This window comes from Pseudonocardia sp. ICBG1142, from assembly GCF_020496255.1.
Lineage (GTDB): Bacteria > Actinomycetota > Actinomycetes > Mycobacteriales > Pseudonocardiaceae > Pseudonocardia.
This window is the reverse complement of record NZ_JAHLJC010000030.1, coordinates 898466-922930: the sequence shown is the minus strand read 5'-3', so window position 1 is coordinate 922930 and position 24465 is coordinate 898466. Positions and strand designations below refer to the sequence as shown.

Below are 24465 nucleotides of genomic sequence, written 5' to 3'. Positions count from 1 at the left end.
TGGTGAGAGGGTCGAGGCCGACTCAGGGGATTATGTCGAATCTCAATCGCTAGGGCTTGTCCTAGCCGATGAGTGAAACGCCATCGTGGACCCGATGTCTGGCGCTGTCTCCGAAGGCGTCAAGAACGCGGATGGCGAAGACGTCAGGCATGCGCTCGCGGACCTCGTCGAGCGTCAGCCACTCCACCCGCCGAGACTCTTCGGACGGTGTCGGGACGCCGCCGATGGGTCGGCATCGGAACACGAGCGCGACCACCCCGAGCGTGAGGTTCTGGTAGACGCCAGTCATCCGCCCGACCTCAACGTGCACGCCGGTCTCCTCGGCGACCTCCCGTCGCACGCCCTCGGCGAGGGTCTCGCCCAACTCCAGGATCCCGCCCGGTGCCTCCCACCGACCGTTGTCCATTCGCTCAACGGCCAGGATTCGGTCGGAGTCGTCGACGACCACACCGGCGACGCTCACGGAGTACTTCGGAGCTGTTCCCACATCTGTCCTCTCGTCGCTCGGGCCGCAGCGTAGTTCGTGTGGGCGGGGGTGGCGGAGCGTTCGGAAGAGGTGGGCACCGCCTGTGCTACGACGCGCTGCCGAACGGGCACGAGGTCGCTACTGCGACCCTGCTACCGAGGGCGACGAGCAACAACAGGCCAGCAACAAGCAGGGGGCAACGGCGGTCAACCACGGTGCATCAACTGACGAAGCTGGGCCCGCTGACCAGGGCGACAGGCGCGATCGTGGTCTTCCCAAGCTGAATACGCGGGTTCGATTCCCGTCATCCGCTCCACACACGAAGGCCCAGGTCAGCGGCAGGTTTCTCGCCGAGCCTGGGCCTTCGTCGTTCCCCGGGAACGGTCCCGCGTGCCATCCCGTGCTATCCGGCTGTCTCATCCAGCGGTCGACGGATCATGGGCATCGCCGTGCGCGGTCGGGCAGGCCCAGAACGAGAGGGGCGGCCTGCCCGCCGATGTCGATACCGGCCATGTCGGCACACCGGGCGGTGTCGCCGTGGTTCGCGGATCACCACAGCGCTGCGGTCACCGCGGCGCCCACGTCACCGCAGCGCGCGGAAGGTGGTACGGATGTCGTCGGTGAGCGCGGCGGGCTGTTCCAGTGCGGCGAAGTGGCCGCCGCGTTCGTGCTGGCGGTAGTGCAGCACCGTGGTGTAGCGCCGCTCGACCCAGCGCCGGGAGGCCTGCACGGCCTCGCCCGGGAAGATGCTGAACCCGGCGGGGACCGGGTTGGCCGCCGGCACGGCGCCGATCACCTGTGCGCCGCTCACGTCGCGCTCGGCCTCCCAGTAGAGCCGGGCGGACGAGGCGCCGGTGTTGGGCAACCAGTACATCATGATGTCGTCGAGGATCTCGTCGCGGTCGATGACCGTCTCGGGCCGGCCGCCGCTGTCGGTGACGTCCTGGAAGAGGGTGTAGATCCAGGCCGCCAGCCCGGCGGGCGAGTCGGCCAGGGAGTATCCGATGGTCTGGGGCCGAGTGGCCTGCTCGCGGGCGTAGCCGTCGAGCGTGGCCCGGTAGCGTTGTGCAGCGGCGATCATGCGTTGTTCGTCGGGGGTCGCGTCGCGTACCTCGGCCTCGGTGGGGAACACCAGCGGCAGGTTGGTGTGGATGCCACGCAGGCCTGCCGGGTTCCTGCGACTGATGGCGTCCACGACGGACGATCCCCAGTCCCCACCCTGAGCGACCCAGTCGTGGTAGCCGAGCCGGCGCATGAGCTCGATCCAGGCGTCAGCGACGCGGGAGGCACCCCAGCCCGTGGTCACGGGCTGGTCGGAGAAGCCGAATCCGGGCATCGAGGGAACGACGACGTCGAAGGCGTCCTCCGCTCGGCCACCGTGGGCCACCGGGTCGGTCAACGGTCCGACGAGGTGACGGAACTCCAGGATCGAGCCGGGCCAGCCGTGGCACAGCAGCAGCGGCATCGCGTCCGGTTCGGGCGAGCGCGCGTGCAGGAAGTGCACCCCCATGCCGTCGATCTCGGTGCGGTAGGAGCCGGTCTCGTTGATGAACCGCTCGGCACGGCGCCAGTCGTAGTCGGTGGCCCAGTGATCGCACAGAGCACGGATCTCGTCCAGTGCGGGGCCCTGGTCGGCGGCGGTCTCGCGGTGGGGCCAGCGGGTGGCGATCAGCCGGTGCGCGAGCTGCTCGAGCTCGGCACCGGCCACCGCGATCGGGAACGGCTGAACCTCCGCCACGAGCGCAACAGCGTGCGCCGGGGCGGCCGTAGCCGGCACGGGTGCGAGCTCCTCGGGCAGCGATGAGGTGGTGATCGGTGACGTCATGAGAGCTCCTCGTGAAGTGGTGCAGCCATCATAGGCACAAAACGGAAGACATCTTCAACTTGGTAGCCGTGGTTCCACTTGGTAGCTTGGCAGAATGGACACGCCCCCGTTGCGACGCGACGCGCAACGCAACCGGCAGCTACTGCTCGACACCGCACACGCCCTGATGGCCCGCAACGGGTTGGGCGTGTCCTACGAGGACATCGCCCGGACGGCCGGCACCGGCATGGGCACGGTGTACCGCCGGTTCCCCGAGCGGGAAGACCTGATGAATGCGCTGTTCGCCGAGCACATCGACACCGTCGTCGACCTCGCCCGACAAGCCGCTCTGACCGAGGACCCGTGGGAAGGTCTGTGCTGGTTCATGACCCGCCAGCTGGAGCTCGAGGCCGACAACCGCGGTCTGGGCGAACTGCTGCGCAGCGGTAACCAGGCCCCGGACCTGGTGGCACGGGGTCGCGACGAGATCACCCCGCTGGCGGCCCGACTGCTCACCAGGGCGATCGATGCCGGGCAGCTACCGCCGAGCGTCACTCCCACCGATCTCGTCGCGGTGCACCTGATGGTCGGTGCGGTGATGGACGCCGCCCGCGAGGTCGATCCGCAGATGTGGCGCCGCGCACTCACCATCGCTCTCGCCGGCCTGCGCACCGCCGAACTGCCGAACGACTCGTCCGCCCCCCACCTCATCGACGGCCTCTACGGCGTCACCCCGACCTCTTCGAAGGACACCCCATGAGCACCACACCCGACTCGGCATCTGCTCTGCCGACAGCCGCGTTACCGGCCAGTCTGATCGAGGTCCTGCGTGCGCCGGCGATCTGCTTCCTCACCACCCTGATGCCCGACGGCTCACCGCAGATCAGCCAGACCTGGGTCGACACCGACGGCGTCAACATCGTGATCAACACCGTCACCACGCACCAGAAGATGCGCAACATCGACCGAGACCCCCGTGTTGCGGTCGGCATCGCCGACCCGGCCTCCCCCGCACGCTCGTGGGCGGTTCGCGGACGCGTCACCTCGGCCACCACCGACGGAGGGGCCGAGCACATCGACCACCTGGCCCACAAGTACCTCGGCCGTCCCTACCCAGGATTCGGCGGCGGCACCGGCGCACAGCACCGGGTCATCCTCACCGTCGCCGCCGACAGCGTGCACTCGCCCCGCACCTGAGACGATTCCGGGCCCCACCGCTGCCCAGCCTGACCTCGACGGATGCTTCTCCGCCCGAGATCGACGCTCACGGCCGCGCGGCGAGGGCCTCGGCTACTCGACCAGCGGGGTAGCGGGCAGCACGGCTCCCGGTGAACAACTCGTAGTAGAAGCCGTTCATGACGGCCGCAACGGGCGCGAGACGGTCGACAAGCCGCGATACCGCCTCCGGAGCCCCTGCCACTCCGGCACCGTCGGCCAGAGCGCGGACGAGTCCGTTGCGCTCCTCGACCGTGCACGCCGGACCCACGCCGGCGAAGGTGGCCACCAACCAGTTCACCAGACGCATCGCGGCGTAGCCGGAGTCATGGGTGCGGTTCTCGTGCAGGAAGCGCGCTTCGGCCTCGGAGAGCTCGAAACTCGGCGAGGTCGCCAGCCCGAAGTCGGCGAAGAAGAGCTGACGCCCGTCGGTGAGCAGGTTTCCGAAGTGGCCGTCGAAGTGATGGATCCCCGCCGCGTTCATGAGCTCGACCGTCGAGAGCAGCTGCGCCTCCATCAGGACAGCCGCAGCCTCGGACGCCACCCGACCTTCCGCCACCTGGGCAGAAAGCCACGCCTCGAGGGTGTACGGCACGAACTCCAGGAAGAGAACCAGACTGGCAGTCGCATCGGCCAGCGCGGCGAGTCGACCGCGTAAGGCGGACGAGCCACCCCAGAACGCCACCTCGCGCTCCATTGATGCTGCGTCGCCCGCCCGCGGACCCACTCCGGGCAGCACCCGCCAGTGGTACAGCAGAGGGAACGCGTCCGAGAGCCCCGAGAGGACCCAGTCCGTCGTCGTGATGCACGCCGCCAACTCGCGCCAGGCACCGAAGCCCGGACTTCCCACGCCGTACTGGCACTTCACGGGCAGCCCGAAGAGGTTCGCCGTCGATTCGACGTTCGACGTCTTCCGCTCGATATCGGTCAAGCGGATCCTCTTCACGAAGACCGGGGTGCGGTCGACCTCCAGTACCGCGGAGGTGCCGCCGATGCCAGTGCCCCGGGGCGCCGCTCGGTCCACCATCGACGCCAACTGACGATCGCTGTACGAACCCAGCTCGGACGACATCCAGCCGTGTCGAGCAAGGCGCTCGCCCTTCGCCATACCCACCTCTCCCCGAGAAGTGCTCATCCGACACCGCTCAGAGGCAGGGGAGTGCCGGTCTCCTCACGGTGCGCCGAGACCAGCACAGCCAGTAGACAGGGGCGGATGACGGTCGCCGCGCGGGAGCATGATCGCCAATTGTGGAGCGCAGAGGGTCGTGGAGTGCACTCCGGACTCCACACCCGGTGATCATGGACTCAGAGCACGGGCGGCACGTCGCGGCGGGCGACCCACCAGGTCACCATCCCGGCGCCGGTGAGCAGCGGGACGAGCACGAGCACCGCGGGACCCGCGAACACCGCGACCACTCCCAGGGTGATCGCCGCGATCCCGGCGCCGAGGCCGCTGGCCACCGCCAGCACCGTGGCCCGCTCGCCGATCGGCTCCCCGGCCACCCAGGACAGGGTGCGGGCCACCCCGGCGACCACCACCGCCAGCACGATCCCCGCGACCACCGCGGCCGGTGGCAGCGCGGCACCCGCCGCGAGCGCGACCGGGATCGCGAGCGCGGTGAGAACGGCAAACAGCAGGGCGCGCAGGGACCGCCGCAGCGGCGGGACGGGGGGTGTCACGTCTCCCCATTGTGCAGGGGTTGACCTGGGGTTTCGATGTAACCTGCGCGACCCTCAGTAGAGCCGGGCCGCGTAGCCGGCGCCGTAGTACTCCTCGATCTTCTCCAGCGGCTCGTCGGGGCGGGCGAGCCGTTTGGCGAGCTGCGCGGTGGAGGGCAGCGCGTCCGGCGCGGGCCAGCTCTCCGTCGCCCACAGCTCGGAGCGCAGGAACGCCTTGGGGCAGTGGAAGTAGATCTGCTCGATCGCGACCTCGCAGGCGAGCAGCGGTCGGCGGCCCTTCACGGCGAGCTCGTCGAAGTAGGGCGCGTCGCGGACGAGGCGGGCCCGGCCGTTGATGCGCAGCGTGTCGTTGCGCCCCGGCACCAGCAGGATGACGCCGACGTGCGGGTTCTCCAGGACGTTGCGCCAGCCGTCGACGCGACCGTTGCCGGGACGCTCGGGGATCGCGACCGTGCGGTCGTCGACGACGTGCACGAACCCGGCCGGGTCGCCCTTCGGCGAGACGTCGCAGGTGCCGTCCCGGCCCGACGTCGCCAGCAGCAGGAACCGGGACGCCGCCAGCCAGGCGCGGTGCACGTCCACGAGGTGGTCGCGTTCCTTCGCCAGGGCGGGTGCGATCGGCTGCCCGGTGATCTGCTGCAGCTCGGCGAGGGTGCGGATCTCGGTTCCGTGCGCGTCGGACGTCATGGGTCGACGGTAGGCGCGGACGGGCGCGGGGCCGAGAGAATTCCGGTCACGGGCCGGGGGACGACCGGCATCACCTGCTAGCCCAGGACGGGCGTCATGCCCGGCTCCCGCCCGGTGGCGGCCAGCGCGAGCGCCGTGTCGTCCTCCCACCCCGCGACGGCGGCGTCCCCGGCCAGGCGCAGCACCGTCTCCCGCACCACCGCGAGCCCGGACGCCGGCGGCGCGGGCGCGTCCGGCAGCACGACGGTCATGTCGAGGTGGTGCACCACGACCTCCACCACCCAGGTCGCGACGAAGTCGCCGACGTTGAGGACGACGCCCTGGAACTCCAGCCGGTAGGGCCGCTCGAGGTCGGCGACGAGCCGGCGCAGCCCGCGCACGGTCGTCGCGACGTGGGCGACCTGACCGGTCGGGCGGGCGTAGGCCGCGGCGACGGCGCGGGCGAAGCGCTCGTGCGCCCAGCCCGGCTGCTCGGACCCGGGCGGCGGTGCGGTCCAGTAGGTCGCGAGGTCGGCGTCGGCGGGACGGTCGGTACGGGCGGGGAACCCGGCGAGCATCTCGACCAGGCCCAGGTGCAGGTGCGCGAGGACGTCGGCGGCGAGCCAGCCGTGACAGCGGCTGCGAGCGTGCAGGTCGGTGTCGTCGACGTGGTCGAGCAGCGCGGACAACCCGTCGAGCGTGTCGAGGAACGCGGGCCGCGCCACGTCCAGCGGATAGGCCGTCACAGCAGATCGGCCCCGGACCGCGAAGCCGGCTGCTCCCCGGCCGCGGCCATCTCCTCCGCCACCCGCATCAGCTCGGTGTTGACCGGCGTCGCGATCCGGTGCGCCGCGCCCAGGGCCACGATCTCGCCGTTGAGGTACTGGGCCTCGATGGAACCGGAACCGCGCCGGAGGCTCTGCCACGACGACGAGCCCCGCCGCGTCGCACCCGCGACCGGCCGCTCGGTGACGATGCCCTCCCGGCGGACGCGGTCGTCGTCGCCGGTCCTGGCGGTGATCCCGGCCGCGGCGAGCACGGCGTGGCCCTCCGCGGTCGCGGCCTCGACGAGGCGGGGGGCGTCCGGGTCGTCGAGCCCGCAGATCGCGTCGACCGCGTTGGCCAGGTTCGTGAGCAGCTTGCCGTACTTCGCGGCCATCACATCCGGGTCGGCGCGGGAGGAGAACCCGGCCGCGGTGAGGTCGGCGACGATCGCCTCGGTGGTCGCGTCGACCCCGGAGGGGAACCGGCCGACGTCGAGCACACCCGGGACCGGCGACGACGACGCGACGACGACACCCGGTTCGTAGTGCTCGGCGGGCAGGATCACCAGCATCGCCTGCACCCGGTCGGTGCGACGCGCGGCGAGGCGCTCGTTGGCGACGCCGTTCTGCGCGCACGCCACGGTGATCCCGGGGGCCGCCTTGAGCAGCGCGGCCAGCGGCGGCGGGGTGTCCTGCGACTTCACGGCGAGGATCGCGACGTCGTCGGAGGTGGGGCGGGCCTCGGCGACCGTGCTCACGGCCTCCACCGGATGGGTGGTCGACCCGTCCGGGGTGTCCAGGCGCAGCCCGTGCTCGCGGATCGCGTCGAGGTGCGCGCCCCGGGCGACGGCGACGACCTCCCGCCCCGCCGCGTGCAGCCGCGCCGCGATCGTCCCGCCGACCGCCCCTGCCCCGATCACCACGTAACGCACGACGACGATCCTGACTCAACCGTCGTGCCGGCGCACCACCGACGGCGGGGCAGTGGGTGCCCGCCGTCGTGGAGGAATCAGACCAGGTGGGTGGCGAGGAACCGGTCGACGGCGGCGCGGCCGTCGGCGACGTGCGGCTCGACCTTCCACTGTTCCACCAGCTCCGCACCCGGCGCGAGCTCGGCGAGCCGGCGCGACACCGGCTCCGGGTGGAAGGCGTCGGTCCCCATGAGCACCAGCCACGGCGTCGTGACATGGGCGAGCGCCTCGTCGGGAACGGAGTACAGCATCCCGCCGCCGCCCCACATGTTCGTGCGGAACGCGGCCCAGTCGTCGTCGGGGACCCCGGGGTGGTCGGCCTCGATCCCGGCGCGCCAGCTCTCGAAGCTCTTCTCGAACAGGTGCTGGTTGTCGGCACGGCCGATGGGCTGCAGCGCGACCGCGGCCCGGACCCGCTGCGGCTCGGTCACCAGCAGGTTCGCGATGTAGGCGCCGCCGATGCACATGCCGAGCACCGCGCACTCGGAGACGCCGAGGTGGTCGAGCAGGGCCAGCTGGTCGGCGGTGTAGGTGTCCCAGCCGTCGTCGCCGTGGACCTCGGCGACCGAGGACCCGGCGTTGCGCTGGTCCATCGCGATGACGCGGTACCGCTGCGCGAGGTGGGTGACCGGGTTCCAGGGAGCGTTGTCCCAGGCCGCGATCGTCGAGTTCATGCCGCCCGGGGCGAGCAGCAGGACCGGGAACCCCGTGCCGTGCTCCTCGTAGTGCAGCGTCACGCCGGGGCGCTCGAAGGAGGGCATGAGCCGAAACTAGGCCACCCGCGGGGGAGTCCGCTTCTCCGGACGGCGTCGCGCCAGGATCGAGGTGCCGTAGACGACGAGCGCCAGCCCGAGCAGCAGCAGCCACCACAGACCGGGGCGGACGGTGTCGTCGAGCAGCGTGATGCCGACCAGACCGGGCACGACGACCTGGGTGACCATGTAGAGCGCGGTCACCGTGGAGACGTCGCCGAGCTGCAGTGCGCGGGCGTAGTTGTACAGGCCGGTCAGCGCCATGCCGACCAGGATGTAGACCAGCGGCTCGCGCAGCAGACCGGCCAGGTCGACCCCCTCGGACACGTGCATCGCGCGGATGCAGACCGAGCCGCCGCCCAGCCCGAGCCCGGCGAGCACCGCCGACGGCCACGGCTTGGTCGAGTTGGTGACCGCCAGCGTCGCCCCCATGAACACCACGAGCGCCGCGATCAGGACGGCCACGGTCGTGCCGTGGCCGGTCAGGGCCTGCTTGCGCTCGGTCCCCGCGCTGCCGGCGACGAACGCGAGCCCGAGGATGCTGGCGCCGATCGCCAGCCGGTGCACCGGCCGCAGCCACTCGCCGCGGAAGTAGCGGGCGTACAGGGCCGTCATCGCGATGGCCCCGGCGAGCGCGGCCTGCACCGCGAAGATGGGGATGTACTGGAGCGCCACGACCATGCAGAGCCAGGTCACGAGGTCCATCCCGATCCCGCCGACGAACCGGGGCCGGGCCAGGACCGCGCTGGTGCGCCCGCCCTGGTTGGCCGCGTCGGCCTGGAGGATGGCGGCGACGGTGCTGCAGAGCATCGCGAGCACCGCGAAGAACATCCCGATCAGCACGGGCGGGCCCGGGTCAGGTCACGGGCGGCACGCGGGAAGATCGGCACCGGCCGATTGTGACGTACTGCTAGCGGGTGCCGGCCGGGCGGGCGTCCGACGGGGCGGGCCGCTGCTCGGGCAGCGCCGCGGGCATCTCGAAGAAGCCGCTCATCAGCCCGCGGCCGGGCTGCTCGTCACGCGTGTCGGCGGCGGCCTGCCAGGGAGAGGTGCCTGCCTGGACGGCCCGGCGCTGGGCCAGCACGGCCCGCGGGCGCTCGGTGAGGACCAGGACGACGACCGTCAGGGCCACCCCCACCAGCAGCGGCCCGCCGACCACCAGGATCGGCCAGCCCACCACGACATAGGCGAGCACCAACGCACCCGCTGCCATGCCGATGACCGCCCCCGCCAACCGCGTCACCACGCGCCCCTCTCACCCGTGCCCCCGAACCGTGACGACCACGGTTTTACCACGTCGGAGGGGGTGGAGACCGGCGGCGCGACGCGGTCGCGCTCACACCTTCGGGCGCGGCCGTATCGCATTCCCGCATGGGGCCGAGCCGGCGTGGGGGCTCCCGTGTCCACGCCGGCCCGGCGGTCCGAATCATCCCGCCCCGGGGTCCTGGCGGGACGGGGTGGGGGTCACTCCGCGCTGTCGTCGCAGCGCACAGCGTGATCGGTGATCGATTTCCTTGTCCCCCAGGATGATCACGCGGCTGCCGGAGCGACGCTCGACGACGGCGCGGGAGCCGTGGTCGTCGGGCCCGGGGCCGGGGTGGTCGGGTCGGTGGCGGGCGGGGTGGTGACCGGCGGGGTGGTCGGATCGGACGTGCCCTCCGCCGGCGTGTTCGGGCCCGTGCTGGTCGCCGGCGGTGTGGTGGCCGGCGGGGGCGACACCACCGGGGCGGACGGCACGGCCGGTCCCGGAGCAGCCGGGGCAGGCGCGGCCGGAGCCGGCGCGGCCGGAGCCGGGGCGCCGGGCGCGGCCGGCGCAGCGGCACCCGCGGCGGGGCGGGCCGCGACGCCCCCGGTGGCCGCGCCACCCGAGGCGCCGGCGCGCGTCCCACCCACGGGGGCGCCCGCGACCGGGCCGGAGGCGGCGCCGGGCGCCGGGGCGGCGCCCGGAGCGACCGGAGCCGGTGCGACGGCCGGTGAGCTCAGCACGGGGGCCGCGCTCAGCTCACCGATCCCCGGGCTCGTCGTGGGCCAGAACAGCAGCGCACCCGCGATGGCGGCGGCACCGGCGAGGCCACCGGCACCGACCATCAGGCGCTGCCGGGTGACCACGCCGCGGCGGGCCGCGCCGGCGGGGGCGTCCCGGGTGACCAGGGTGTCCGGCGCGGGACGCTCCGGGCGGGCGACAGCCGGGGCGGTCACCCGTCCGGCCCCGAGGACCGACGTCCGTGCGGGGGCGGGGGGCTGGGCCGTACGGGTGCGGGGGACCGCGGTCAGCGGGCCGGTCGGCGGCTCCGGGTCGAGCAGGGCGACGGCCGTGCGGTCCGCGGCGGGCGCCTCGGTCCGTGCGGTCCGCTCCCGCTCACCGCGGGTCGGCCACGCCGGGGTGGTCCGGTCGGCGCGGTCGGTGCTGCCGGCGCGGTCGGTGCTGCCGGCGCGGTCGGTGCTGCCGGCGCGGTCGGCGGTGTCCGGCCCGGGCCGGTCCCACGGGCTGCGCCCGGCCGGGTCGACGGGCTCGCGAGGCGTGGGGACACCGGCCAGCGGCGCCATCCGCACACCAGGCCAGGAGGTCCCGGCCCCCGGCGCGACAGCCAGCGCGGCGCCCCGGGCGGCGTCGGCCACCGGGTCCGCGACGACGGCGACCGGGCGGCCCAGTGCCGCCGAGACCGCCTGCACCACGACCGGCATCCGTGCGGCGCCGCCGGCGAGCAGCACCTCGGCGTCCGGGGCGGCGGCCACGACGTCCTGCACCAGGTCGGTGACCGGCTCGAGCAGCGGGCGGGTGAGCTCGTCGAGGTCGGAGCGGTGGATCCGGACCGCGGTCCGCAGGCCGGGCAGCTCCACCGGGACGGTCGCGACCGTGTCCCGGGACAGCAGCTGCTTGGCGGCGCGGCACTCGTCGCGCAGGGAGGTCAGAGCGGCCACGGTCCGCGGGTCGTCGGGGTCGAGCGCGTCGAACGCGGCGGCCGTGGCCGGGGAGGAGGACCGGACGAAGGCGAACACCGCGTCGTCGACGTCGGCGCCACCGGTCCGGCAGGTCAGCGTGCGGCCGACGGCGTCGGGCAGCACCCCGGGTGCGGCCGCGGCCAGCACGGTCGCGGTGGTCCCGTTGCCCCCCAGGTCGACGACGGCGAGCGGCCCCCCGGCCGGCACGACGGCGCGGTGGGCGAGCGCGACGGCCTGCGGCGCGGTCACCAGCGAGACGGTCAGCCCGCGGCGACGCAGGGCGGCGGCCAGCAGGTCCCGCTTGTGCCGGCCCCAGCCCACCGGGCAGGTGATGCCGATCCGGGACGGCGGGCCACCGTGCCGGGTGGACACCTCGTCGACCAGGACGCGCACCAGCCGGGCGCACAGGTCCTCGGCCGCGTAGGCGAAGCCGGCCAGCGACAGCGGTGTCGGGTCCCCGACCCGGTCGAGGAAGCCGCGTGCGACACGGTCCGGCTCGGCCGGGGCCCGGCGACGGGCGGGCTCACCACAGAGCAGGTCGCCCCCGGGCGTCGCGACGAGCACCGCGGGGAGCACGTCGCTCCCGTCGCGGCCGCCCAGCCGGACGGACTCCGCGGCACCACCCGTGCGCAGCACGGCCGCGGTCACCGAGGTGGCCCCCAGATCGATCCCGAGCAGGTACGACACCACTGCTCCCCCCTCGTCGAACCGGCACGCCGGCGTGGTCCTCTCCCCGACCCATCGGCGGGGGCCGCTCCGGCGTTAGCCGGTGCCGCGCAGCGGAACGAAGTGGGGGACCGATCCCCTAACGGCCCCCCGACGGACCCGGAGCGATCCCCGATGGCCGGGCGGCCCGGCGCCCCTAGCTTTCGTCGTCAACACCGGTCGTCGCCGACGGACCGGTCACCCCCCGAGCGACTCCGGAGGCCGACATGGCTGCACACGACATCTCGCTGATCGACTTCATCAAGCTCCTGCTCGGCAGCGGCTCCGAGAGCATCCAGGTCCGCGACTGGTTCAACGACAACCCGAACGCGGTCCTGCAGCACTACGGCCTCGCCGACCTGTCCCCGGAGGACGTCCGCGACGCGCTGGTCATCGCGCAGGACAACGACACCGTGTCCTTCGACCGCCACTACGACACCGGCTTCAACTGGGGCGGCGACAAGGGCGGCTGGAGCGAGGGCAAGGGCGACCACGGCCACAAGGCCGCCGCCTCCCACGAGAACGTGCACGTCAAGGACGTCTGGCACACCGAGAACATCGACGACCGCGACACCATCGTCGACAACTCCGTGAACCAGCACATCAACACCCACGGCGGCGACTTCGACCAGGACATCGACATCCGGTCGACCACCGCCTCCGGTGACGGCGCGGTGGCCGCCGGCGGTGACATCGACGGCTCCACCATCACGACCGGCAACGGCAACGTCGTGGGCGACGGCAACAACGTGGTCAAGGGCGACGGCAACACCTCCGCCTTCGGTTCCGGCTCGGCCACCAAGACCGGCGACATCTCCGCCGACAAGGGCGGCGCGGTCTCCATCGGCGGCAACGCGACCGGCTCGCACGACGCGACCGACTCGTTCAACAAGACCTGGACCGAGACCCACGAGAACACCGAGATCCACGACTCCGGGAACCTCGACGCCAGCACCGAGACCCACACGTCGATCGACGACCACAGCCACACCGACATCGCGTCGCACAACGGCATCGACCTCGCCGTCGGCTGACCCACCGCACCGCCCGGTGACCGGGCCGGGACGCCCCCGACCCCGGCCCGGTCACCACCTCCCGCACCACCCGAACCCTCCGCCGAGCGCGCGAGCCCGGCGGCACCCGCAGAGGAGATCGCCATGTCCGTCGAGAAGTCGCTGATCCAGTTCATCCTGGACCTGCTGAAGGACCCCAAGGCCCTGGCCGAGTTCAAGGAGGACCCGCACGGTGTCCTCGCCCAGTGCGGCCTGTCCGAGGTCTCCGCCGACGACGTCCGCGACGCGCTGGTCCTGGCCCAGGACAACGACGACGTGTCCTTCGACCGCGACTACAACACCGGCGGCGGCCACGGCGGCCACCACCACACCCCGCCGCCGCCCGTGCACCACGGCGAGGACCCGGTCAAGTACATCGACAAGTACGTGACCAACAACCACTACACCTACAACGTCGACGACCGCGACACCATCGTCGACAACTCGGTGAACCAGAACATCGACACCGGCGGCGGCGACTTCGAGCAGTCGATCGACACCAAGTCGGTCGTCGCGTCCGGCGACGGCTCGGTGGCCGCCGGCGACGACATCCGCGACTCGACCGTCACCACCGGCCACGACAACATCGTGGGCGACGACAACAACGTGGTGAAGGGCGACGGCAACACCACCGCCTTCGGTTCCGGCTCGGCCACCAAGACCGGCGACATCTCCGCCGACCACGGTGGCGCCGCGGCCGTCGGTGGCACCGCCACGGGCTCGAACGACGCGACCGACTCGTTCAACAAGACCCACACCGAGACGCACACCTCGACCGACATCGACGACTCGTTCAACACCGACGCGAGCCAGCACACCGACACCGATGTGGACAACCACAGCCACACCGACGTGCTGTCGCACAACGACGTCTCCACCGACGTCCACGTGGGCCTCTGACCCACCGCTGACCCACCGCACTGCTCCGGGCGGAGGAGCAGGTTCGACCGCCCGGACCGACGGCCCCGGCCACCCACCCCGTGGGTGACCGGGGCCGTCACCGTTCGTGTATCCATGACGAGGACGTGACGGATGCCGCCGGGCACCGTCCGCGACGTATCTGGGGGGAGCGGTCGTGGCAGTGCCGGAGGCGGTCGCGCTCGTCGACCTCGCCCTCAAGGCGGTCACTGCCTACGACCGCCCCGACCTGGCGCCACGGCTGCGGCAGACGAAGGCGCGGCTGACCGACCCGGTCGTGCGGGTGCTGGTCGTCGGCGAGTTCAAGCAGGGCAAGAGTCAGCTGGTGAACGCGCTGGTCAACGCCACCGTGTGCCCCGTCGACGACGACATCGCCACCGCCGTGCCGACGCTCGTGCGCTTCGGCGAGGAGACGTCGGTGACCCTCGTCCGCGAGGCCCCCGGGCCCGACGGCGTGACGACCGAGAAGGCCGAGCGGACCGTCGTCGGGCTCGACCAGCTCGCCGAGCACGTCTCCGAGGCCGGCAACCCCGGCAACCGGGCCCGCCTCACCCGCGCCGAGGTCACGCTGCCCCGCAAGCTCCTGCAGAGCGGGCTGGCCCTGGTCGACACCCCCGGCGTCGGCGGGCTCGGGTCCGCGCACGGCGCCGCGACGATGTCGGCGCTGCCCACCGCGGACGCGGTGCTGCTGGTCTCCGACGCCAGCCAGGAGTACACCGCCCCCGAGCTGGAGTTCCTGCAGGCCGCGCGCAAGCTGTGCCCGAACGTCGCCTGCATCGTCACCAAGACCGACCTGTACCCGCACTGGCGGCGGATCGTCGAGCTCGACGAGCGTCACCTGCGCACCGCCCGGATCGACGCCGAGCTGCTGCCGGTGTCCTCCGCACTGCGGCTGCACGCGGCCCGCACCCAGGACCTCGACCTCATCGCCGAGTCCGGCTTCCAGGCGCTCACCAGCTTCCTGCTGCGCAAGGTCGTCGGTGCCGCGGACGACCTGGACCGCCGCTCCACCAGCCAGGACGTCCTCGTCACCTGCCAGGCCCTGGAAGCCACGATGCGGGCCGAGCTGATGTCGCAGAACGACCCGGAGAAGGCCGGTCAGCTCGCCCGCGAGCTGGAGGCCGCGCGGTCGCGCGTCGACGGGCTGCGCCAGCGCTCCGCGCGCTGGCAGACCACGTTGACCGACGGCGTCGCCGACCTCATCGCCGACATCGAGTACGACCTGCGCGACCGGCTGCGCGCGGTCTCCCGCGACGCCGAGCAGCTCCTGGAGGACGCCGACCCGGCCGACATCTGGGACCAGTTCGCCGAGTGGTTCCACAAGCAGGTGGCCCACGCCGTCGCACAGAACTTCGTGTGGACGACCGAGCGGGCACGCTGGCTGGCCGAGCAGGTGGCCGAGCACTTCGCCGAGGCCGTCGACGTGACCCTGCCCGAGCTGCGGGTCGCGGGCGGCTCGGTGGCCGGGCTCGTCGACCCGCTGGAGATGCCCGCGGACGAGAAGTTCGGAATCGGGCAGAAGCTGTTCGTCGGCGCCCGCGGCGGTTACGGCGGCATGCTGATGTTCGGTCTCGCCTCCACCTTCGCCGGGATCGCCCTGCTCAACCCGCTCTCGGTCGGTGCGGGTCTGCTGTTCGGCGCCAAGACCGTGCGCGACGAGAAGAAGCGCTTGAAGCAGCGCCGCCAGGCCGAGTCGAAGAACGCCGTGCGCCGGCACATCGACGAGGTCACCTTCCAGGTCGGCAAGGACTCCCGGGACAACCTGCGCCGGATCCAGCGCGACCTGCGCGACCACTTCACCACCGTCGCCGACGAGCTGTCCGAGGCGCTGAAGGAGTCCGTCGCGGCCGCGCAGACCGCCCTGAAGGACGACGCCGAGCGTCAGCAGCGCGTCGCGGACCTGGAGGCCGAGCTGGAGCGGGTGACCGGCCTCGCCGAGCGGGCCAGGGCGCTGGCCGCGGCCGTGGGCTCCGGTGGTCCGGCGTGAGCGCGCTGACCGAGCAGACCCGCGCGCTGCTGCGCCGGACCCTGGACGCCTACGGCGACTCCCCGCAGGCCGCGGGCTGGCTGCGCCACCACCTCGACCGGTTCGACGAGCCGCTGCGCGTCGCGATCGCCGGGAAGGTCAAGGCCGGCAAGTCCACCCTGCTCAACGCCCTGGTCGGCGAGCGGATCGCGCCCACCGACGCGGGCGAGTGCACCCGTATCGTCACCTGGTACGCCGACGCCCCCGCCCCGGGTGTGCGGATGCACCTGCGCTCCGGCGCGGACCGTCCGCTCACCCTGGCCCGCCGCGACGGCGCGCTGCAGATCGACCTTCAGGGTGCCCGGGTGGAGGACGTCGACCGGCTGCACGTCGACTGGCCGTCGCAGCACCTGCGCCGCACCAACCTGATCGACACCCCCGGCATCGGGTCGCTGACCGCCGACGCGGCCGGCCGGGCCGGGGAGTTCCTCACGCCGGAGGACACCCCGTCGCCCGCCGACGCCGTCGTCTACCTGATGCGTCACCTGCACGCCGGTGACGTGCGGTTCCTGGAGGCCTTCCACGACCGCGGCGTCGCCCGCGCGACCCCGGTGAACACCATCGCGGTGCTCTCGCGCGCCGACGAGATCGGCGTCGGCCGGCTCGACGCGCTGATCTCGGCGCGCCGGATCGCGCGGCGCTACCGCGGCGACGACAAGCTGCGGGGGCTGTGCCAGACCGTCGTCGCCGTCGCCGGGCTGCTCGCCGAGACCGCCCGCACCATGCGGCAGGACGAGTACGTCGCGCTCACCGAGCTCGCCGCGCTCCCGCGTGGCGACGTGGAGGCGCTGCTGCTGTCGGCCGACCGGTTCGGACGCACCGACCTCGACCGGCCCGACGCCGCCACCCGGATCGCGCTGCTGGAGCGGTTCGGCCTGTTCGGCGTCCGGCTCGGGACCACGCTGATCCGCCAGGGCGTGAAGGACCCGACCGCGCTGGCCGACGACCTGGTGCGCCGCTCCGGACTCGACGAGCTGCGCTCGGTGCTCGACACCCAGTTCTCCGAGCGCCGCGACCTGCTCAAGGCCCGCTCCGCGCTGCTCGCCGTCGACCTCGTGCTGACCCGCGAGCCCCGCCCGGCGACGGCCGCGCTGCGTGCCGAGGTGGAGCGGATCCTGGCCGGGGCGCACGAGTTCGTGGAGCTGCGGGCCCTGGCCGACCTGCGCGCCGGGAAGATCGTGTTCCCGCCGGAGGCGCTCGCCGACGCCGAACGGCTGCTCGGCGGCGAGGGCGGCTCGGCGTCGGCCCGGCTGGGGCTCGACGGCGCCGCGGGCCCGCGCGAGGTCCACGACGCCGCCTCCGAGGCGCTGCGCCGCTGGCGGCGACGCGCGGAGAGCCCGCTGACCGGGCGGGCCTCTGCGGAGGCCGCGCGGATCGTGGTGCGCTCCTGCGAGGGGCTGCTCGCCGAGGCGTCCCGCCCGCACGCGCACCACTAGGCGGGGGTCAGGGCGTCGCGTCCAGGGCGTGCAACGCCGCGACCAGCGGGGCCAGCTCGGGTCGCGTCGCCGCGTCGGCCAGTGCCCGTTCCAGCGCCCGGTCGTGGCCCGGGCGGGCGCTCTCCAGGAGCAGACGCCCCTGTTCGGTGAGCTCGGTGTAGATGCCGCGCCGGTCGGTGGGGCACAGGTACCGCTGCAGCAGCCCCCGGTCCTCCAGCCTGCCGACCAGCCGGGTCGTCGCCGACTGGCTCAGCGCCACCACCGACGACAGCTGGGCCATACGCAGGTGGTACCCGTCCTGGCGGGCCAGCGCGTCGAGCACGGTGTACTCCACCACCGACAGCCCGTACGAGCGCTGCAACGCCCGCTCCAGGTCGTCCTCCAGCCGGGCGTGCAGGGCGGCCAGGGTGCGCCACCCCCGCGCCCGCGTCTCGACCGCGTCGTCGTCGAGCGACATGGCGTGCCTCCCCTTCGGGCGTCGGTGCTACGTTGGCGGCGTCAGCAATAACCAGCGTGTGCAACTATCGGCGTACGCCGACTGTTGCACGTGCCGTCACCACGATACGAGACGGCCGCCCCGACTCCTGGAGAGACAGCCATGCACCTCGACCTGACCGGCCGGACCGCCCTCGTGACGGGCTCCACCCAGGGCATCGGACTCGCCATCGCCGTCGGCCTGGCCCGCGCGGGCGCCCGGGTCGCGGTCAACGGCCGTACCGCGGACCGGGTCGACGCGGCCGTCGCCCGGGTCCGGGACGAGTCCGACGGAGAGGTCGTCGGTGTGGCGGCCGACGTCACCACCGAGGAGGGCACCGCGACCCTGGTGGCGGCGCTGCCCGACGTCGACGTCCTGGTCAACAACCTGGGCGTCTTCGGCGCCCAGGAGGCCCTCACCATCACCGATGACGACTGGCGTCGCTACTTCGAGGTCAACGTCCTGACCGCCGCCCGGCTGATCCGGACCTACCTGCCCGGCATGCGGGATCGCGGCTGGGGCCGCGTCCAGAACATCGCCAGCGACTCCGCGATCGTCATCCCGGCCGAGATGATCCACTACGGCGTGTCCAAGACGGCGCTGCTGGCGCTGTCCCGGGGGTTCGCCAAGGAGGCGGCCGGCAGTGGGGTCACCGTCAACTCGGTGATCGCCGGGCCGACGCACACCGCGGGCGTCGAGGACTTCGTGTACCAGCTGGTCGATCCGGCCCTGCCCTGGGACGAGGCCCAGCGCGAGTTCATGCGCACCCACCGGCCGCAGTCGCTGATCCAGCGGCTGATCGAGCCCGAGGAGATCGCCCACATGGTGACCTACCTGGCCTCCCCGCAGGCCTCGGCCACGACCGGGGCCGCGGTCCGGGTGGACGGCGGTTACGTCGACTCGATCCTGCCCTGACCGGGCGGGGTCAGCCGCGGTCGCCCAGGATCCGGCGGAGCTCGTCGAGCAGCTCGCTGCGGCTGCCCACCCCGAGGCGCTGGCGCATCCGGGCCACGTGGTGCTCGACGGTCTTCGCCGAGATGAACAGCGCCTCACCGATCTCACGCTGGGTGCGCCCCTGCACGACGAGCTCGGCGACCTCCAGCTCACGATCGGACAGCAGTCCCGACGCGGCCGGCTCCGGGGCGGCCTCGACGGGCGCCGGAGCCGCGACGGTGGGCTCCTCCGCCACCGGGCGGGGCTCCTCCGCCGGCGTTTGGACGGTCCCCTGACGCAGGTCCGTGCCCGCGGCCTGCAGGGCCCGCGCGCAGGCCAGCAACGCCGACACCGCGCGCCGGTCCCCGGTCCGCAACGCCGCCTGCCCGGCGAGGCGGCCGCCGTCGAAGGACAGGCCGACGGCGTGCAGCCCACGGGCGGCGGCCTCGACCTCGGCCGCGTCGACCCGGTCCTCCAGCACACCCACCCAGTGCGGGGCCGCCGTCGCCATGGCGTGGGCGAAGCGGCTGCCGCAGGCCGCGCGCTGGAGCTCGTCGGAGCGGGCGCGGGCGGCCTCGACGTCGTCGGTGAGGACCGCGGCCTGCAGCCGTGCCCAGTGCAGCGGGGCGGCCCACAGCGCGGGCCGGCCGAGCCGGTCGAGCAGCGCGTCGGCCTCGGCGAGGTGCGGGGCCACCCAGCTCTCCTCCCGCAGCCGCGACGCCGCGGTCACCAGCTCCCCGAGCGGCTGCAGCACGTAGAGGTCGACCGGGTGGCGGACGATCGCCTGCCGGGCCCGCGTCCAGGACCGCATCAGGGCGCCGAGGTCGGACTGGCGGCGGGCGATCGCCACCTGTAGTGCCGCGGCGAGGAACTCGTCGCGCGGTTCGAGGGGGTCGTCGCCCTCGTCGACGGCGGCGAGCCGCTCCGACGCCGGGCCGGTCGCGCCGCGCAGCAGCGCGATCCAGCCGAGCAGCAGCCGGTGCCGGGCCCGGGCGGGTGCCCCGCCGAGCCCGGTCCGCAGGGCACGGTCCAGTACGGACGCGGCGACGTCGAACTCCCCGGTGTGCACGGCCACCAGCGCGGCCAGCGCGGCCGGGGTGTCGGGCAGCAGCGCGGCGCCGTGCGCGGCCTCCAGGAGCCCGGCGGCGCGGGCCAGGCCGGACAGTGCTGCCGTCGGGGAGCCCTCGACCGAGTCGAGCATGCCGCGGGCGGTCAGGTCGTCGGCGCCGTCGACCAGGGTGGGCGCACGGCCGGCGACGAACCCGGAACCACCGCCGTCGCCCCCGACGACGGCGCGGGCCTCCTCCAGCGCCCCGGTCCCGATCAGGACGGGCACGGCCGCCGCGGGCGGGCGCTCCCCGGACACCGCGGCGGTCCACCGGTACAGCTCGGCACTGCGCGCCAGCAGACCCCGCCGGGCGAGGACGGCGGCCGCGACCGACCCGGCCCGGACGGCGTCGGTGGCCTCGACGGCGTCGGTCGCCGACAGCACCGAGTCGGCGTGCCCGAGCGCACCGTCGAGGTCCCCCGCGACGAGGTGGGCCTGCGCGCGGTGCGCGGCGACGGTCAGCGGGGGTGTCCCCGCGGCGACGGCCTCGGCGTAGAACCGGACCGCGTCCGGGCTCTCCGCGCGGGCCGCCTCGGCCGCGGCGGCCCGGAACACCGCGGCGGCACGCTCCCCGGAGGCCCCGGACCCGCGCAGGGTGCGGGCGACGGCGAGCACGCTCCCGCCGCGGTCGAGCTCGATCTCGGCGAGGTGGCGGCGCAGCTCGGCCCGCCGGGCGGGCGCGACCCTGGCTCGGATCGACTCGGCGACCAGCGGGACGACCCGCCCGTCGGGGGTGCAGAGCCCCGCGGCGACGGCCCGTCCGGACAGCTCGTCGAGCTCGGCGATCTCGGCGCCGACGCCGATGCCGGCCGCGTCGGAGATCCCGAGCAGCGGGACGAGCACCTCGCCGTCGACGGGGGCACCGAGCGCGAGCGCGGTGACCAGCTCGACCACCCGTGGGTCCTCGGCGTCGACGGCGTAGCCGATCTGCTCGGCGAGCTGCGGCGGCACCGGCCCGCCGACCCGCCCGTGGGCGAGCAGCCGGTCGACCAGCATCGGGGCCCCGGCGGTGCGCTCGGCGACGACCCGGACGGCCTCGTCGGAGATGCGGACCCCGGCGACGCGGGCGGCCCGCGCGGCGATCCCGGCCGCGTCCAGGGAGCCCAGGACCAGCGGCGGCGCGGCGGCGGCCAGCGTCGCGCCGAGCCGGGCCAGCGCACGGCTGCGCGGCCACGGTCGGAACGCGACGACCAGGCGGGCGTCCAGGCGGCCCGCGTACCCGCGCAGGTCGGCGAGCGCGTCGTCGCCGAGCTCGTGGGCGTCGTCGACGACCGTCACGTCCTGCTCGGCGCCGGCCTCGGTCCACACCCGGACGAGCTCGCGCAGCAGGGTCGACTTGCCCGCACCGGCCGGGCCGGTGACGGCCACCAGGCGCGGCGCGGCCGGGTCCTCGGCGACCTCCCGGACCAGCGCGATCGACGCGGGGGACCCGGCGAGCGGGCCGGTCGACGGCGCGGCAGGGGTGGGAGACGTCGTCGGTGCCGCCATCCTCGTCCGCCCTCCGGGTCACCCGATCGGGTCGCCCGAGCGGGGACGACCGAGGCTATCGGGTGCGGTGTCCGGTTCTTCCGGCGGTCCCGGCAGGATCACCGGAGTGCGGGACCACGTGTGGGCGATCGTGCTGGCGGGCGGCCGGGGGCTGCGCTACGGCCGGTTGAAACAGCTCGACGAGCTGGCGGGGCTCCGGCTGGTCGACCACACCGTCGCCGCCGCCCGGCGCACCTGCGACCGGGTCGCGCTGGTGCTGCCGTCCGGTGTGGACTGGGACGGCGAGCCGGTCGACGCGCTCGCCGTCGGCGGCGACCACCAGTCCGAGTCACTGCGTGCCGGGCTCGCCGTGGTGCCCGGCGACGCCGGGATCCTGGTGCTCGCCGACCCCGCACACCCGCTCGCCGCGGACCGGATCTTCACCGACGTCGTCGACGCCGTGCGTGCCGGAGCGGACGGGGCGGTGCCGGTCGTCCCGCTGCTGGAGGTGGTGCAGCGGGTGGTCGACGGCGTCGTCGTCGAGACCCTTCCCAAGCAGGACGCGGTCATCACCCAGTCACCGCAGGCGTTCCGGGCGGACGTGCTGCGGGCCGCGCACGCCGACGCACCCCGGCCGGTGGAGAACTCCGGGATGCTCGCCGCGCTGGGCCACCGCGTGGTGACGGTGCCGGGGGACCCGGCGAACCTGCACGTGGCGAGCCCGGAGGACCTGGCCGTCGTCCGGCGGCTGGTCAGATGAGCGTGCCGACGTCCTGGGCGATCAGGTCGTCGGTGGCGCGCTCGACGACGGCCGCGATCGTCATCGACGGGTTGCAGGCCGCCGTGGTGCCCGGCATCAGCGACCCGTCGAGCACGTAGAGCCCGCGCTGGCCCTGCACCCGGCCCGCGACGTCGCAGACCGTGCCGATGCACGCACCGCCGAGCGGGTGCCAGGTCGTCGGCACGACGTAGGTGGTGTCGACGAAGGTGCCGCGCACGCCGGTGATGCGGGCCATCCGCTCGTGGATGCGCGAGGTGAGCGGCGCGTCGCCGTCGAGCGGCCACTGCACGACGCCCTCCTGGCGCACCGGGTCCCAGGTGACGCGGCCGCGGCCGGCGCTGACGCCGTAGCCGACGATCATCGTGACGGTGCGGCCGAGCCCGAGCGGCAGCGGCGGCAGCGACGCCTGGATGATCGTGTTCGCCGATGCCGGGTCCGCCCAGTCCTTCGTCCCGAACACCACCGGCCCGCCCTGCACCGGGCCGAAGTCCTCGACGGGGGAGACCCAGGTGCAGATCCGGTCGCCGTTGGTGCCCCAGTTCTCGCCGAGGGCGTCGGGCAGGTCCGGGATCGTGTCGTGCGCGCGGGCGCGCAGCAGCAGCCGGTTGGTGTTCTGCGTCCCCGCGGCGAGCACCAGCGCCGGAGTCGTGATGATCTTCTTCTCCTGGATGGTGCCGGTCTCGTCGATCCGGTCGACGTGCACCTCCCAGCGCCCGTCGGCGGCCCGGATGACGTCGGTGACCTGGTGCAGCGTCGCGACGGTGACCCGGCCGGTCGCCTCGGCCTCGGCGAGGTAGGTGACGTCGACGCTGTGCTTGCCGCCGTTGTTCACACCGAGCGCGCCGTCGCCGTTGGTGTAGGTGGCCTTCATCTCCCCGCGCAGCTCGGCCAGCGCGTAGTCCCAGTCGATCGGCATCGGGATCTTCTCGACCTCGTAGCCGGCGGCCTCGGCGCGGTCCCGGAACACCCGCGACGAGCGGTAGGTGGGGGAGTTGATCAGCTCGTCGGGTGCGGTTTCCAGGCGCAGCATCCGCGCGACCCGCGGGTAGTGCTCGCGGGCGAGCACGTCGTAGTCGAGCTCGCGGGGCATCGTGGCCGCGAAGAGCTCCGCGGACGGCTGCAGCGTCATGCCCTGGTAGATCAGTGACCCGCCGCCGACGCCCGCCGCGCAGAACACGTCCATGCCGTTGCCGCCGACCCGCTCCAGCAGACCGGTGTAGCGGCCGGGGGACAGCGGGACCGCGCCCGGGGTGCTCCGGGTCGGCCGCCCGAGCAGCACCGACAGCGGGTTCGGCGGCCCGTCCAGCGGGTCGGCGACGGTGTCGAGCCAGAACAGCCTGCGGTCGGGATTGGTCAGGACCCGCGGGAAGGTCTCCGCGTTCGGGCCGGTGACCCAGCGCCGACCGCGCTCCAGCACGAGCACCGGCGCCCCGGCCTGCGCCAGGCGCAGCGCGGTGACCCCGCCGCCGAAGCCGGACCCGACGACGACCACCCGGTGCTCCTCGCGGGTGACCGCGATCCGGCCGGGCGCCGCGGCGGCGACCCCGCTGCCCAGCAGCCCGAGTCCGGCGGCGCCTGCCGCGCCGGCGAGGACGGTCCTGCGGCTGATCGTGCGCACGTGAGCCTCCCGTGGGCCGGATGGACACCTGTCCATCGGGTGCGGTGACCGTAGCGCAGTTCCCGCGACCCTCGGTACCGGGTTCGGTACGTCGGGTCGCGCACTACCCTGGACCCGGTGGACGAGGCGATCCTCCGGCCCAGCGAGGTCGCACCGGCGACGCGCACCCGGCTGCTCGACGCGGGTGGCGCGGAGCTCGCCGAACACGGCGCCGACGTGCTCACCGTGCGCCGGGTGGCCCGCCGGGCCGGGGTCTCCCCGGCGACCGCGTACAAGGTGTTCGGTTCGAAGGAGCACCTGCTCGCCGCGGTGTTCGTGACCCACCTGCGCGACGCGCCCGGTGAGGAGCCGGACGACCGGCTGCCGGTGGAGGAGCGCGTCGCCGGCTACGTCGACGGTCTAGTCGCCGCCCTGGCCGGGAACAGCGCACTGGACAGCGCACTGCGCGTGGTGTTCTTCGGGCACGACCCGGCAGCCCGCCGGATCCGGGACTCGGTGATCGACGACTTCCAGGACCGGTTCGACCGCGTCTGCGGTGACGACCTCTCCGGCCCGGCCCGGCGCACCGCGCGGCTGCTGCTCGCCGGGGCGTTGGTGCTCACCGGGATCGGCCTCGACGACCCCGCCGACGCCCGCGCCGAACTCGCCCGCGCGGTGCGCGAGCTGCGCGACGCGGACCGGTGAG

Annotated in this window: 23 protein-coding genes; 9 read left to right on the top strand and 14 right to left on the bottom strand. The window is 73.8% G+C overall.

Going from position 1 to position 24465, the window contains the following annotated elements:
• Nucleotides 1-61 precede the first annotated feature (61 nt).
• Both KPL59_RS18535 and KPL59_RS18530 read right to left on the bottom strand, forming a co-directional pair.
• The gene (locus tag KPL59_RS18535) at nucleotides 62-463 is read right to left on the bottom strand and encodes an NUDIX hydrolase (RefSeq protein WP_226351217.1); all 402 of its coding nucleotides are present in this window, start codon (nucleotides 461-463) and stop codon (nucleotides 62-64) included.
• Nucleotides 464-1049: 586 nt separating this feature from the next.
• A complete protein-coding gene (locus KPL59_RS18530) occupies nucleotides 1050-2291 on the bottom strand; it encodes an epoxide hydrolase family protein (RefSeq protein WP_226361515.1) in 1242 nt (413 codons plus the stop codon).
• Between the two features lie 94 nt (nucleotides 2292-2385).
• On the opposite strand from KPL59_RS18530, the gene KPL59_RS18525 reads away from it, so the two are divergent.
• Together KPL59_RS18525 and KPL59_RS18520 are read left to right on the top strand one after the other, a co-directional pair.
• Nucleotides 2386-3030, top strand: coding sequence for a TetR/AcrR family transcriptional regulator (locus KPL59_RS18525; protein WP_226351214.1), 645 nt, complete (start codon nucleotides 2386-2388; stop codon nucleotides 3028-3030).
• Nucleotides 3027-3467 (top strand): TIGR03618 family F420-dependent PPOX class oxidoreductase, encoded by a 441-nt coding sequence (locus KPL59_RS18520; protein WP_226351213.1) that lies wholly within the window; start codon nucleotides 3027-3029, stop codon nucleotides 3465-3467. The genes KPL59_RS18525 and KPL59_RS18520 overlap by 4 nt, the downstream gene beginning before the upstream one ends.
• A gap of 67 nt (nucleotides 3468-3534) precedes the next feature.
• Here KPL59_RS18520 and KPL59_RS18515 read toward each other — a convergent pair whose 3' ends face one another.
• The 9 genes from KPL59_RS18515 to KPL59_RS18475 all read right to left on the bottom strand — a co-directional run bounded on the left by KPL59_RS18515 (nucleotide 3535) and on the right by KPL59_RS18475 (nucleotide 11951).
• Nucleotides 3535-4593 carry a serine/threonine protein phosphatase gene (locus tag KPL59_RS18515; RefSeq protein WP_226351212.1) on the bottom strand — a complete coding sequence of 353 codons (1059 nt, stop codon included), beginning with the start codon at nucleotides 4591-4593 and terminating at the stop codon, nucleotides 3535-3537.
• A gap of 197 nt (nucleotides 4594-4790) precedes the next feature.
• The gene (locus KPL59_RS18510) at nucleotides 4791-5165 is read right to left on the bottom strand and encodes a hypothetical protein (protein WP_226351211.1); all 375 of its coding nucleotides are present in this window, start codon (nucleotides 5163-5165) and stop codon (nucleotides 4791-4793) included.
• Between the two features lie 54 nt (nucleotides 5166-5219).
• Nucleotides 5220-5852, bottom strand: coding sequence for a pyridoxamine 5'-phosphate oxidase family protein (locus tag KPL59_RS18505; RefSeq protein WP_075309397.1), 633 nt, complete (start codon nucleotides 5850-5852; stop codon nucleotides 5220-5222).
• Nucleotides 5853-5929: 77 nt separating this feature from the next.
• On the bottom strand, nucleotides 5930-6577 hold the full coding sequence (locus tag KPL59_RS18500) for a maleylpyruvate isomerase N-terminal domain-containing protein (protein ID WP_226361514.1): 648 nt from the start codon (nucleotides 6575-6577) through the stop codon (nucleotides 5930-5932).
• Complete coding sequence (locus KPL59_RS18495; RefSeq protein WP_226361513.1) at nucleotides 6574-7527, bottom strand: ketopantoate reductase family protein; 954 nt, start codon at nucleotides 7525-7527, stop codon at nucleotides 6574-6576. Before KPL59_RS18495 ends, KPL59_RS18500 begins: the two co-directional genes overlap by 4 nt.
• Nucleotides 7528-7604: 77 nt before the next feature.
• The gene (locus KPL59_RS18490; RefSeq protein ID WP_226361512.1) at nucleotides 7605-8327 is read right to left on the bottom strand and encodes an alpha/beta fold hydrolase; all 723 of its coding nucleotides are present in this window, start codon (nucleotides 8325-8327) and stop codon (nucleotides 7605-7607) included.
• A gap of 9 nt (nucleotides 8328-8336) precedes the next feature.
• Nucleotides 8337-9161, bottom strand: coding sequence for a DMT family transporter (locus KPL59_RS18485; RefSeq protein WP_226361511.1), 825 nt, complete (start codon nucleotides 9159-9161; stop codon nucleotides 8337-8339).
• Nucleotides 9162-9228: 67 nt separating this feature from the next.
• Nucleotides 9229-9564 (bottom strand): hypothetical protein, encoded by a 336-nt coding sequence (locus KPL59_RS18480; protein ID WP_226361510.1) that lies wholly within the window; start codon nucleotides 9562-9564, stop codon nucleotides 9229-9231.
• A gap of 284 nt (nucleotides 9565-9848) precedes the next feature.
• Nucleotides 9849-11951 (bottom strand): Hsp70 family protein, encoded by a 2103-nt coding sequence (locus KPL59_RS18475; protein WP_226361509.1) that lies wholly within the window; start codon nucleotides 11949-11951, stop codon nucleotides 9849-9851.
• 242 nt (nucleotides 11952-12193) lie between these two features.
• Here KPL59_RS18475 and KPL59_RS18470 point away from each other — a divergent pair, with 242 nt between their 5' ends.
• From KPL59_RS18470 to KPL59_RS18455, 4 genes are all read left to right on the top strand, one after another.
• Nucleotides 12194-13000 (top strand): hypothetical protein, encoded by an 807-nt coding sequence (locus tag KPL59_RS18470; protein WP_075309387.1) that lies wholly within the window; start codon nucleotides 12194-12196, stop codon nucleotides 12998-13000.
• Between the two features lie 123 nt (nucleotides 13001-13123).
• Nucleotides 13124-13918: an IniB N-terminal domain-containing protein gene (locus KPL59_RS18465; RefSeq protein WP_226361508.1), complete on the top strand. Its 795-nt coding sequence runs from the start codon at nucleotides 13124-13126 to the stop codon at nucleotides 13916-13918.
• 175 nt (nucleotides 13919-14093) lie between these two features.
• Nucleotides 14094-15923 (top strand): dynamin family protein, encoded by a 1830-nt coding sequence (locus KPL59_RS18460; protein WP_226351204.1) that lies wholly within the window; start codon nucleotides 14094-14096, stop codon nucleotides 15921-15923.
• Nucleotides 15920-17398 (top strand): dynamin family protein, encoded by a 1479-nt coding sequence (locus tag KPL59_RS18455; RefSeq protein WP_226361507.1) that lies wholly within the window; start codon nucleotides 15920-15922, stop codon nucleotides 17396-17398. Before KPL59_RS18460 ends, KPL59_RS18455 begins: the two co-directional genes overlap by 4 nt.
• Before the next feature lie 7 nt (nucleotides 17399-17405).
• Here the strand turns inward: KPL59_RS18455 and KPL59_RS18450 are convergent, their stop codons facing one another.
• On the bottom strand, nucleotides 17406-17855 hold the full coding sequence (locus tag KPL59_RS18450) for a MarR family winged helix-turn-helix transcriptional regulator (protein ID WP_075309379.1): 450 nt from the start codon (nucleotides 17853-17855) through the stop codon (nucleotides 17406-17408).
• Between the two features lie 141 nt (nucleotides 17856-17996).
• On the opposite strand from KPL59_RS18450, the gene KPL59_RS18445 reads away from it, so the two are divergent.
• On the top strand, nucleotides 17997-18788 hold the full coding sequence (locus KPL59_RS18445) for an SDR family NAD(P)-dependent oxidoreductase (RefSeq protein ID WP_226361506.1): 792 nt from the start codon (nucleotides 17997-17999) through the stop codon (nucleotides 18786-18788).
• Between the two features lie 10 nt (nucleotides 18789-18798).
• Here KPL59_RS18445 and KPL59_RS18440 read toward each other — a convergent pair whose 3' ends face one another.
• Nucleotides 18799-21402 (bottom strand): helix-turn-helix transcriptional regulator, encoded by a 2604-nt coding sequence (locus KPL59_RS18440; RefSeq protein WP_226361505.1) that lies wholly within the window; start codon nucleotides 21400-21402, stop codon nucleotides 18799-18801.
• Nucleotides 21403-21508: 106 nt separating this feature from the next.
• Between KPL59_RS18440 and KPL59_RS18435 the strand changes: the two genes are divergently transcribed.
• Nucleotides 21509-22141 (top strand): 2-C-methyl-D-erythritol 4-phosphate cytidylyltransferase, encoded by a 633-nt coding sequence (locus tag KPL59_RS18435; protein WP_226351200.1) that lies wholly within the window; start codon nucleotides 21509-21511, stop codon nucleotides 22139-22141.
• Here KPL59_RS18435 and KPL59_RS18430 read toward each other — a convergent pair.
• Nucleotides 22134-23780: a GMC oxidoreductase gene (locus KPL59_RS18430; protein ID WP_226361504.1), complete on the bottom strand. Its 1647-nt coding sequence runs from the start codon at nucleotides 23778-23780 to the stop codon at nucleotides 22134-22136. The genes KPL59_RS18435 and KPL59_RS18430 overlap by 8 nt on opposite strands.
• Before the next feature lie 117 nt (nucleotides 23781-23897).
• On the opposite strand from KPL59_RS18430, the gene KPL59_RS18425 reads away from it, so the two are divergent.
• Nucleotides 23898-24464, top strand: coding sequence for a TetR/AcrR family transcriptional regulator (locus KPL59_RS18425; RefSeq protein WP_226361503.1), 567 nt, complete (start codon nucleotides 23898-23900; stop codon nucleotides 24462-24464).
• Nucleotide 24465 lies beyond the last annotated feature (1 nt).

What these genes read in the sequence shown, in the direction of transcription:
- KPL59_RS18530 (WP_226361515.1), bottom strand. Translation starts at nt 2,291, where the DNA reads ATGACGTCACCGATCACCACCTCATCGCTGCCCGAGGAGCTCGCACCC.
- KPL59_RS18525 (WP_226351214.1), top strand. Translation starts at nt 2,386, where the DNA reads ATGGACACGCCCCCGTTGCGACGCGACGCGCAACGCAACCGGCAGCTA.
- KPL59_RS18520 (WP_226351213.1), top strand. Translation starts at nt 3,027, where the DNA reads ATGAGCACCACACCCGACTCGGCATCTGCTCTGCCGACAGCCGCGTTA.
- KPL59_RS18515 (WP_226351212.1), bottom strand. Translation starts at nt 4,593, where the DNA reads ATGGCGAAGGGCGAGCGCCTTGCTCGACACGGCTGGATGTCGTCCGAG.
- KPL59_RS18505 (WP_075309397.1), bottom strand. Translation starts at nt 5,852, where the DNA reads ATGACGTCCGACGCGCACGGAACCGAGATCCGCACCCTCGCCGAGCTG.
- KPL59_RS18490 (WP_226361512.1), bottom strand. Translation starts at nt 8,327, where the DNA reads ATGCCCTCCTTCGAGCGCCCCGGCGTGACGCTGCACTACGAGGAGCAC.
- KPL59_RS18470 (WP_075309387.1), top strand. Translation starts at nt 12,194, where the DNA reads ATGGCTGCACACGACATCTCGCTGATCGACTTCATCAAGCTCCTGCTC.
- KPL59_RS18465 (WP_226361508.1), top strand. Translation starts at nt 13,124, where the DNA reads ATGTCCGTCGAGAAGTCGCTGATCCAGTTCATCCTGGACCTGCTGAAG.
- KPL59_RS18450 (WP_075309379.1), bottom strand. Translation starts at nt 17,855, where the DNA reads ATGTCGCTCGACGACGACGCGGTCGAGACGCGGGCGCGGGGGTGGCGC.
- KPL59_RS18445 (WP_226361506.1), top strand. Translation starts at nt 17,997, where the DNA reads ATGCACCTCGACCTGACCGGCCGGACCGCCCTCGTGACGGGCTCCACC.
- KPL59_RS18440 (WP_226361505.1), bottom strand. Translation starts at nt 21,402, where the DNA reads ATGGCGGCACCGACGACGTCTCCCACCCCTGCCGCGCCGTCGACCGGC.